At 76.5% G+C, this 11,040-nt stretch carries 1 protein-coding gene; it reads left to right on the top strand.

Annotation, left to right across the window (positions count from 1 at the left end):
- The coding region (locus tag OEY_RS31380; protein ID WP_010593285.1) for a non-ribosomal peptide synthetase at nucleotides 1–11,040 on the top strand (11,040 nt) is incomplete at both ends.

The raw sequence follows: 11,040 nt of genomic DNA, 5'->3' as shown, positions 1-11,040 counted from the left end.
CGCGGCCCCCCGCCGGACCCACCGAGACCCTCGTCGCGCGGCTGATGTGCGAGATCGTCGGCGTCGAGACGGTCGGCGCCGACGCGAACTTCTTCGCCCTCGGCGGACATTCGCTCGGCGCAGCCCAGCTCGCCGCGCGGCTCGGCGCCGCCCTCGGCCGCGACGTGCACCTGCGCGACGTGTTCGACCATCCCACCGTCGCCGCGCTCGCCGCCGCCGTCGACGCCGGACCGGCGGCGTCCGTGTCGGCCCCGTCGCGCTCGGCCGACGACACGCCCGCCCCGCTCGCCCCCGCGCAGCGCCGGCTGTGGCTGCTCGCGCACGGCGACACCGCCGCCTACCACCTGCCGTTCGCGCTGCACCTCGACGGCACCCTCGACACGGCCGCGCTGCGCGCCGCGCTCGGCGACGTCCTCGGCCGGCACGAGATCCTGCGGACGGTGTTCACCGAACCCGGCCCCCGCCAACACGTCCGGCCCGTCGCCGAGGTGCTGCCCGACCTCGACGCCGAACCCGTCGACCCCGCCGACGTGGACGCCCTGATCGCCGAGTGGGCCGCCGCGCCGTTCGACCTCACCACCGACATCCCGCTGCGGGCGCGCCTGCTGCGGGTGGGACCGGACCGGCACGTGCTCGCCGTCGTCGCCCACCACATCGCCATGGACGGCGCGTCGTTCGTACCGCTGACCCTCGACGTCGCCGCCGCCTACACCGCCCGCGCCGCCGGGCACGGGCCGCGGTGGGAGCCGCTGCCGCTGCAGTACACCGACTACGCCCGCTGGCACCACGCTCTGCTCGGCGACGAGGACGACCCGGACAGCCTCGCCGCCCGCGAGCTCGCGCACTGGACCACCGCCCTCGCCGGACTGGGCGAGGCGCCCGCCGTGCCCACCGACCGTCCCCGCACCGGCACCCCCGGACCGGCCGAGTCACTCGAATTCGCCGTCCCCGCCGCGCGGTTCGAGGCGCTTCGCCGACTGGCCGCCGCGCACGACGCCACCGCGTTCATGGCGGTACACGCCGCCGTCGCCGTGTGGCTGTCGACGTGGACCGGCGGGCGCGACGTCGCCGTCGGCTCCGGCACCGCCGGCCGCGAACACCCCGACCTCGACGCCCTCGTCGGCATGTTCGTAGGAACCGTCGCGCTGCGGCTCGACGTGGACCCGGCCGCGTCGTTCACCGACCTGCTCGCCGCCGCCCGTCGCACCGACCTCGACGCGTACGCGCACGCGGCGGTGCCGTTCGACCGCGTCGTCGACACGCTCGGCTTCGCCCCGTTCCAGGTGATGCTCGCCTACGACAACGTCGCCGTGCCCGACCTCGACCTGCCGGGCCTGCGCGTGCGCGCCGAGGAGATCCCTTCCGGTCTCGCCCGATTCGACGTGGAGCTCGCGGTGCGGGAGCTGCCAGACGGCTCGCTCGCCGGGCGGGTGATCTACGACGGCGGGCTGTTCGAACGCGCGACGGTGGCCGACGCGGTGGCCCGGCTGCACGCGGTGCTCGACGCGGCCGTCGCCGCACCGGAGGCACCCGTCGGCGATCTCGACCTCGGCGCCCCCGAGATCGTCGTGGCCCCGGCCGGGCCGGTCGCGACGCTGCCGGAACTGCTCGCCGCGCACCCGCTGCACGTCGTCGCGCCGGGCGGTGCACCGATCGAGTTGATCCCGGCCGCAACACCGTTGGCGTGGCACCTGCTCGAGCGCGGGCTCGGGCCGGAGGACCGCGTCGCGATCCTGCTGCCGCGGTCGGTGGACTCGGTGCGTGCGGTGGCGGCCGTCGCGCTGACCGGGGCGACGTTCGTGCCAATCGACCCCGCCCAACCCGCGTCCCGCATCGCCCGGCTGCTCGCCGACGCCGAGGTGCGGTATGCCGTCGCCCGGCCCGGCACGTACCTGCCCGACGGCGTCGCCCGCATCGACCCGGCCGCCGGATCGCCGCGGTCGGGGCCGATCACCGACGCCGACCGGGTGCGTCCGCTGCGACCCGACCACGCCGCGTACCTCGTCTACACCTCCGGCTCGACCGGCGCGCCGAAGGGCGTCGTCGTCACCCACCGGGGGCTCGCACCGCTCGTCGCGGCGCTGCGTCGTCGCATGGACCTCGACCCGCAGGCACGGGTGCTGCACTTCGCGTCGCCCGCGTTCGACGCGTCGGTGCTCGAGTACCTGCTGGCTGCTGCGGCCGGCGGCACCCTCGTCGTCGCGCCGGCCGACGTGTACGGCGGCGACGAGCTGCTGGAACTGCTGCGCGCCGAACAGATCACGCACTGGTTCTCCACCCCCGCCGTGCCGACCCTGCTGGACCCGTCGGGTCTGGACGCGCTGCGGGTGCTCGCCGTCGGCGGGGAGGCGTGGCCGGCCGAGACCGCCGCCCGCTGGGCGCCCGGCCGGACCATGCTCAACGTGTACGGGCCCACCGAGACCACCGTCCTCGCCACCGCCAGCGCGCCGCTGGTGCCGGGGGAGCGGCTGACCATCGGTACCGGCCTCGACGGCGTCACTGCGCTCGTTCTCGGTCCGCGGCTGCGGCCCGTTCCCGTCGGCGTCGTCGGGGAGCTGTACCTCCTCGGGCCGGGCGTCGCGCGCGGCTATCTCGGCATGCCGGGGCTGACGGCGAGCCGGTTCGTCGCGTCGCCGTTCGGCGGTGGTCGCATGTACCGCACCGGCGACCTGGTCCGCTGGACCCGTGCGCGTTTCTGGTCGTCGGAGCTACCAGAAACGCGCACGGGCGGCGGAGCCGCCCTGGAGTTCGTGGGGCGGGTGGATCATCAGGTCAAGCTGCGCGGGTTCCGGATCGAGCTCGGCGAGATCGAGGCCACCCTCACCGGGCACCCGGCGGTCGCCGCGGCCGTCACCGTCGTGCGGGGCGACGCGCTCGCCGCGTATGTGTACGGACCCGACCCCGCCCGCCTCGACCCGGCCGAGCTGCGGGAGTTCGCGGCCGCGCGGCTGCCGCGGCACATGGTGCCCGCCACCGTCACCGTCCTCGACGCGCTGCCGCTCACGAGCACCGGCAAGATCGACCGCGCCGCGCTGCCCGAGCCCGTCGTCGCCCCCGGCGCCCCGGCCGGATACCGCAGCGCCGCCGAGGAACTCGTCGCCGGGGTCGTCGCCGACCTGCTGGACCTGCCCGCCGTCGCCGCCGACGACGACTTCTTCGCGCTCGGCGGCAACTCGCTGCTCGCCACCCAGCTCGCCGCGCGGCTCGGCACCGTCGCCGGCCACCGCGTCGGCGTGCGGGAGATCTTCGAGCACCCCACCGTCGCCGGTCTCGCTGCCGCCGTCGCCGATCCGCTCAGCGGCGAACGCCTGCCGCTGCTGCCGACTGGCGACACCGGCCCGGTGCCGCTCGCCCCCGCCCAGCAGCGGATGTGGCTCGCCAACCGGTTCGACGTCGCCGACGCCGCCCCCGGCGACCACATCGCGTTCGTCGTCGACCTCGACGCCGGCACCGACCTCGACGCCCTCGCGGCCGCCGCCGCGGACGTGCTCGCCCGGCACGCCGCGCTGCGCACCGTGCACCCCGACGGCCCGGACGGCCCGGCGCAGCAGGTGCTGGAGCGCATCGACCTCGACCTCGAGCCCTACGCGGGACCCACCGATGTCGACGCCGCCGACCTCGACTTCGCCGACTTCGCCCGCGCCGGTTTCGATCTCACCGTCGACCCGCCGCTGCGCACCCGCCTGTACCGCACCGCCGCCGGGTACACCCTCGCGGTGGTGCTGCACCACGTCGCCGTCGACGGCCTGTCGCTGCTGCCGCTCGGCCGCGACCTCGCCGTCGCCTACGCCGCCCGGCGCGACGGACGCAGCCCCGCGTGGCCGCCGCTGCCGGTCACCTACCGCGACTTCGCCCGCTGGCAGCACACCCTGCTCGGCGACCCCGCCGACCCCGACAGCCTCGCCGCCCGGCAACTCGCCCACTGGACCCGCACCCTCGCCGGCGCCCCGCCGCTGCTCGCCCTGCCCACCGACCGGCCCCGCGGCGACGGCGACTCCACCGCCGGGCGCGTGACCTTCTCGGTGCCCGCCGAACTGCACGCCGCCGTCGACAAGCTCGCCCGCGCCCACGACGCGACGACGTTCATGGTCGTGCACGCCGCGCTGTCCGTGCTGCTCGCGACGCTCGCCGCCACCGAGGATGTCACCGTCGGCACCGCCGTCTCCGGGCGCATCGACCCGATGCTCGACGACGTCGTCGGGATGTTCGTCGGCACCGTCGCGCTGCGGCTGCCCGTGCCGGCCCGCGCGACGTTCGCGGAACTGCTCGCCGACGCCCGCCGCGTGGACCTCGACGCGTTCGCCCACGCCGACGTGCCGTTCGACCGGGTCGTCGACGCGCTCGGTGCCTCGACCGCGGGCCACCATCCGATCTTCCAGGTGATGCTCGCCTACGAGAGCTTCGCGCTGGACGGGCTCGACCTGCCCGACGTCACCGGTGTGCGCGAGCTGTCCACCGGCACGGCCCGATTCGACCTCGAGGTGACCGTCCGCGAGAACCGCTCCGACGCGGGCACCCCCACCGGCCTCGACGGGGTGCTGACCTACGACCGCGGCCTGTTCGACCACGACACCGTCGCGGGGTGGGCGCCGTTCCTGCTGCGCATCCTCGACGTCGTCACCGCCGACCCGGCCGCCGCGATCGGCGACATCGACCTGCTCGGCCCGGACGGCGACACCTCCGCACCCCGGACGGCCCCGGCGACGGCCACGCTGCCCGCGCTCGTCGCCGACCAGGCCCGGCGCCGGCCCGACGCGATCGCGCTCACCCACGGCGACGACACCCTGACCTACGGGCAGCTGCACGCCCGCTCCGGGGCGCTCGCCGCGCTGCTCGCCGAGCGCGGACTCGGCGTCGAGGACGTCGTCGCCGTCGCGCTGCCCCGCTCGCTCGACCTGGTGGTGGCGATCCTCGCCGTCGCCCGCGCCGGCGCCGTGTACCTGCCGCTGGACGTCACCCACCCGCCGGCGCGGCTGCGGTCCCTGCTCGACGACGCTGCCCCCGCCGCGGTGCTGTGCGACACGAGCTTCGCGGTCGACACGGATGCGCCTGTGCTGCAGATGGATTCGCTGGACCTGCGGGAACGCCTGGACGGCGGCGGGGGATACGACGCGACCGTCCCGGCCGGGGCGGGCGCGTACCTGATCTACACCTCCGGCTCCACCGGCACCCCCAAGGGCGTGCTCGTGAGCCACGAGGCGGCCGCCGCGGTGTTCGCCGCCACCGCCGAGTTCGGGTTCGGGCCGCGCGACGTGTGGACGCTGTTCCACTCCCCGGCCTTCGACTTCTCCGTGTGGGAGATGTGGGGCGCGCTCACCACCGGCGGCCGGCTCGTCGTCGTCGACCACTACACCGCCCGCGACCCCGGCGCCCTCGCCGCGCTGCTCGACGGCGAGGGTGTCACCGTCCTCAACCAGACCCCCACCGCGTTCCACCAGCTCGCCACCGTCGACACCCCGCTGAACACGGTGCGGCTGCTGATCTTCGGCGGCGAGGCCCTCGACCCCGAGCAGGTCCGGCCGTGGCTCGCGGACCGGCCCCACGTGCGCGCGGTGAACATGTTCGGCATCACCGAGACCACCGTGCACGTCACCCGCGGACCCGCCGACCGGCCCGGCGTGGGCCGGCCCCTGCCCGGGCTCGACGTGCAGATCCTCGACCGGTCGCTGCGCCGCACCCCGCCCGGCACCGTCGGCGAACTCTACGTCGCCGGAACGCAACTCGCCCGCGGCTACCGCGACCGCCCCGCCCTCACCGCCGCGCGGTTCGTCGCCGCGCCCGGCGGCACCCGCCGCTACCGGACCGGCGACCTCGGCCGCCGCGGCCGCGACGGCGTGCTGCACCACCGGGGCCGCGCCGACGACCAGCTCGAACTGCGCGGCTACCGCATCGAACCCGGCGAGATCGAGGCCGCGCTGCTGCGCTGCGACGGCGTCACCCAGGCCGTGGTGGTGCTGCGCGACGACCGGCTCGTCGCCTACCTCGTCGGCGGCACGCCCACCGCGGCGCTGCGCGAGCTGCGCCGCACCCTGCCCGACTACCTCGTGCCCGCCGCCGCCGTCGCGCTGGACGCGCTGCCCCGCACCGCCAACGGCAAACTCGACCGGGCCGCGCTGCCCGCGCCCACCGTCGCACCCGGTGGTGGCCTCGCCCCGCACGGGCCGCTCGAGGACCTCGTCGCCGAGGTGTACCGGGAACTGCTCGCCGCCGGACCCGTCGGCGCCGACGACGACTTCTTCGACCTCGGCGGCAACTCGCTGCTCGCGACCCGCCTCGCCGGGCGCCTCGCCGACATCGCCGACGTCGACGTCACCGTCCGCGACGTGTTCGCCGCCCCCACCGTCACCGACCTCGCCGCCCTGCTCGCCGCCCGCGCCGGCACCCCCCGCCGCCGCGCCCCGCTCGTCGCGGCCGGCGACGACACCCCCGCGCCGCTGTCCCCGGCGCAGCAGCGACTGTGGTTCGTCAACCGGCTCGACCCCGAATCCGGCAGCTACAACCTGCCGTTCGCGGTGCGCCTCGACGGCCGACTCGACGTCGCCGCGCTCACCACCGCCGTCGCCGACGTCCTCGGCCGGCACCGCACCCTGCGCACCGTCTACCCCGACCCCACCGCGCAGGTGGTGCGGCCCGCCGCGCGACCGGCCCTCGAACCCGTCGCCGTGCCCGCCGACGGACTCGCCGAGTTCGTCCGCGAGTTCGCCGCCCCCGGATTCGACCTCACCGACGAGCCGCCCGTGCGGATGCGGCTGTACCGGCTCGCGCCGCGGCGGCACGTGCTCGCGGTGGTGGTGCACCACATCGCCGCCGACGAATGGTCGCTCACCCCGCTGCTGCGCGACATCGTCGACGCCTACACCGCCCGCCTCGCCGGGCACGAACCGCGGTGGGCGCCGCTGCCCGTGCAGTACACCGACTTCAGCCGCTGGCAGCGCGCCGGCGTCGACGCGCAGCTCGAACACTGGACGAGTGTGCTCGCCGGCCTGCCCGACGAGGTGACCCTGCCCGGGGACCGGCCCCGGCCCGCGCGCCCCACCGGGCGCGGCGCCACCCACCGCACGACGGTCGATCCCGTCGTCGCCGAGGGGGTCTCGCGGCTCGCGCGGGAGGGCCGCGCGACGACGTTCATGGTGCTGCACGCGGCGCTGGCGGTGCTGCTGGCCCGGCACGGCGCCGGGGGCGACATCGCCGTCGGCACCGTTGTCGCGGGGCGCGGCGACCCGCAGCTCGACGACCTCGTCGGCATGTTCGCCGGCACCCTCGTGCTGCGCACGCCCGTCGACCCGGACGCCGGCTTCGCCGACCTGCTCAATGACGTCCACGCCCGGGACCTGGCCGCCTACACCCACCCCGACGCGCCGTTCGAGACCCTCGTCGAGCGCCTCAACCCGGCCCGCAACCCCGCCCGGCACCCGCTGTTCCAGGTCGCGCTGTCGCTGCGGCGCCCCACCGTCGACGCGTTCGAGCTGCCCGGCCTGACCGCGCGGGTGCTGCCGGTGGCCGACGAACACGCCAACTTCGACCTCCAGCTCGTCGTCACCGAGACCGGCACCGACGTCGACCTCGAATTTGTCTACGCCACCGACCTGTACGACGCCGGCACCGTCGCCGCGTTCGCCGACCGGTACGTCGCGATCCTGCGTGCCGTCGTCGCCGACCCGGCCGTGCGGATCGGCGACATCGACCTGCTCACCGAGCCGGAGCGGGCCGCGCTCGTCCCCGCCGCCGGGCCCGAGCCCGCCCCGGCGCGCACGCTGTGGCAGTGGCTCGCCGACGGCGCCTCCCGCGGCGGCGGCGGTGTCGCCGTGCGCGACGGCGACACGGACCTGACGTATCCGCAACTCCTCTCGCGCGCCGAGGCGCTCGCCGCGAGGCTGCACGCCGCCGGTGTCCGGCCCGGCGCGGCCGTCGCGTGCGCCCTGCCCCGCTCGCTCGACGCCGTCGTCGCCGTGTGGGGGATCGCGCGGCTCGGGGCCGCGCCGATGCTCGTCGACCCGGTCCAGCCCGCCGCGCGGCTCGCCGGAATGCTCGCCGACACGAGGGTCGGCGTCACCGGCGCCGCGCACCTCGGGTCGCTGCCCGCCGCCGTGACCTGGCTCGACGTCGCCGACAGCTGCGACGGCGCCGTCGCGGTGGCCGACCCGGATCCGGGCGCGCCCGCGTACCTGGTGTTCACCTCCGGTACCAGCGGAAACCCCAAGGGCGTCAGCATCACCCACCGCGGCGTCAGTGCCCTCGTCGAGGACCTGGCGGAACTGTTCGCCGCCGCGCCCGGCGACCGCGTGCTGCACGTCGCGTCGCCGAGCTTCGACGCGGCGATGCTCGAGCTGCTCGTCGCCGGGGCGTCCGGCGCGACCCTCGTCGTCGCCGGGGCCGACGCCTACGGTGGCGACGCCCTCGCCGACCTGCTCGCGCGTGAGCGCATCACCCACGCCTGCCTGACCCCGTCGGCGCTGGCGACGGTGCCGTCGCGCGCGCTGCCGGACCTGCGGGTGCTCATGCTCGGCGGCGAGGCCGTGCGCGACGAGCTCGTCGCGCGGTGGGGCGCGGGCCGTCGCCTCTACAACGGGTACGGCCCCGCCGAGGCGACCGTCTTCGCGACCTGTTCGTCGCCGCTGACGCCCGGAGCGGACGTCGTGATCGGCACTCCCGTGCGCGGGGTCGAGGCCGTCGTGCTCGACGAGCGGCTGCGGCCCGTGCCCCCCGGCGTCGCGGGGGAGCTGTACCTGGCGGGGGAGCGGCTCGCCGACGGCTACCGCGGCGATCCCGGCCGCACCGCGACCCGGTTCGTCGCCGCGGCCGGCGGTCGTCGCCGGTACCGCACGGGCGACCTGGCCCGCTGGGCCGGTGTGTCCTTTGGGCGGCCAGGGCAGCCCAAAGGACACACCGGCGACGGAGTCGCCTTGCGGTTCGTCGGGCGCAGCGACGATCAGGTCAAGCTCCGCGGGGTGCGGATCGAGCCGGGGGAGGTCGATGCCGCGCTGCGCGGGGTGGCCGGGGTGCGGCAGGCGGCGACCGTCGTGCGCGACGGGGCGCTCGTGTCCTACGTCGTGCCCGCCGGCGTCGACGCCGACGACGCGCGCCGGCAGCTGCGCCGCAGCCTGCCCGCCCATCTCGTGCCCGTCGCCGTCGTGCCGCTCGACGCGGTCCCGCGCACCGCGCACGGCAAGCTCGACGTCGCGCGGCTGCCCGCACCCGACCTCGGCGGCCGCGACGAACCCGGCACCGACACCGAGACCCTCGTCGCGCGGATCTTCGGCGAACTGACCGGAACCGACCCCGGCCGCGGCGACGACTTCTTCGCCGTCGGCGGCAACTCGCTGCTCGCCACCGTCCTCGTCGGCCGGCTCCGCGAGGAGACCGGCACCGCGGTGCCGCTGCGGCTGATCTTCGAACACCCCACCGTCGAGTCCCTCGCCGCCGCGCTCGACGCCGGCGGACTCGACGCCGACACCGGGCCGGTGCCCGTCCACCCCCGCCCCGACCGGATCCCGCTGAGCCGGGCGCAACACCGCCTGTGGGGACTGAGCCGCCTCGACCCCGACGCCTACCGGCTGCGCGCCGACGTGCACCTGACCGGACCCCTCGACGTGCCCGCCCTCGAGGCCGCGCTCGACGACGTCGTGGCGCGGCACGAGATCCTGCGCACCCGCATCGTCGTCGACGAGCAGGGCCCGCACCAGGTCCTCGCGGACCGCGGTGTCCACTGGGACCTCGAGGAGGCCGGCAGCGCCCGGCGGCTGCGGCTCGCGGTCGACCATGCCGCGGCGGACGGGGCGTCGCTCGCGCCGCTGCTGCGCGACCTCGCCGTCGCCTACGCCGCCCGCGCGGCCGGGCAGCCGCCGCGGTGGGAGCCGCTGCCGCTGCAGTACGCCGACTACGCGCTGTGGGAACAGACCCGCGGGATCCCCGAGCCGGACGTCGCGCACTGGCGACGCGCCCTCGACGGCCTCGACCCCGTCGAACTACCTACGGAAACAACCACTTCCGAGGCAGTGGCGGAGACCGTCGCGTTCGAGGTGCCCGCCGACGTGCGCGCCGGGATCGCCGCGCTCGCCCGCGCCCACGGCGCCACCGAGTTCATGGTGCTGCACGCCGCGCTGTCGGTGCTGCTCGCCCGCGTCGGCGCCGGCCACGACGTCGCCGTCGCCGCCGTCGTCTCCGCCCGCCGCTGGGCGCAGGTCGAACAGCTCGTCGGCCCGTTCCTCGACACTCTCGTGCTGCGCGCCCGCGTGGAACCCGACATGCCGTTCGCCGGGCTGCTCGCGCAGGTCCGCGACTTCGACGTCGCCGCCCTCGACCACGCCGGGGTGCCCTACGAGCAGATCCTCGCCGGCCTGTCCGGCCGCGCCCCGCAGGTCGCGCTCGCCCTGCAGGACTTCACCCTCGACCCCGTCCGGATCGGGGACCTCACCGTCGAGGCGCAGGAAGTCCTCGCCGGCGCGCCGAAGTTCGACCTGCAGTTCGCGCTCGCGCCCGCCGCGGACGGCTACACCGGCACCCTCGTGCACGACGCGTCCCGGTTCGCCGGACCCACCGCGCGCCGGCTCGCCGACCGATTCGTCGCCGTCCTGCGGCACGTCGTCGCCGCACCCGACGCGCTCGTCGGCGACCTGCCCGTCGCCCGGCCCGCCGCCCCGCTGACCGGAGCCGACCCCGTCCCCGCCCGCACGCTGCCCGAGCTGCTGCGCGCCACCGCCGCCGCGCACCCCGACCGGGAAGCGCTGCGCGAGGGCGAGACCGCGCTGACCTACCGCGAACTCGACGCCCGCTCCGACGCGCTCGCCGACGAGCTGCGCGCCGCCGGCGCCGGCCCCGGCACCGTGATCCCGATCGATCGGCCCCGCGGCCTCGACCACGTGCTGCGGCTGTGGGCGATCACCAAGACCGGCGCCGCCTTCACCAGCGCCGCCTCCACCAGTGCCGCCTTCAGTGCCGCCGACGAGCCCGCCCCGGCGAACGTCGCGTACGTCGTGTCGACGTCCGGTTCGACCGGCGCTCCCAAACGCGTCGCCGTCACCCACACCGGTCTCGCGCCGC

The sequence above is a fragment of the Rhodococcus sp. P14 genome (genome assembly GCF_000256505.1).
Lineage (GTDB): Bacteria > Actinomycetota > Actinomycetes > Mycobacteriales > Mycobacteriaceae > Rhodococcus > Rhodococcus ruber.
This window is presented reverse-complemented; position numbering and strand designations above follow the sequence as displayed.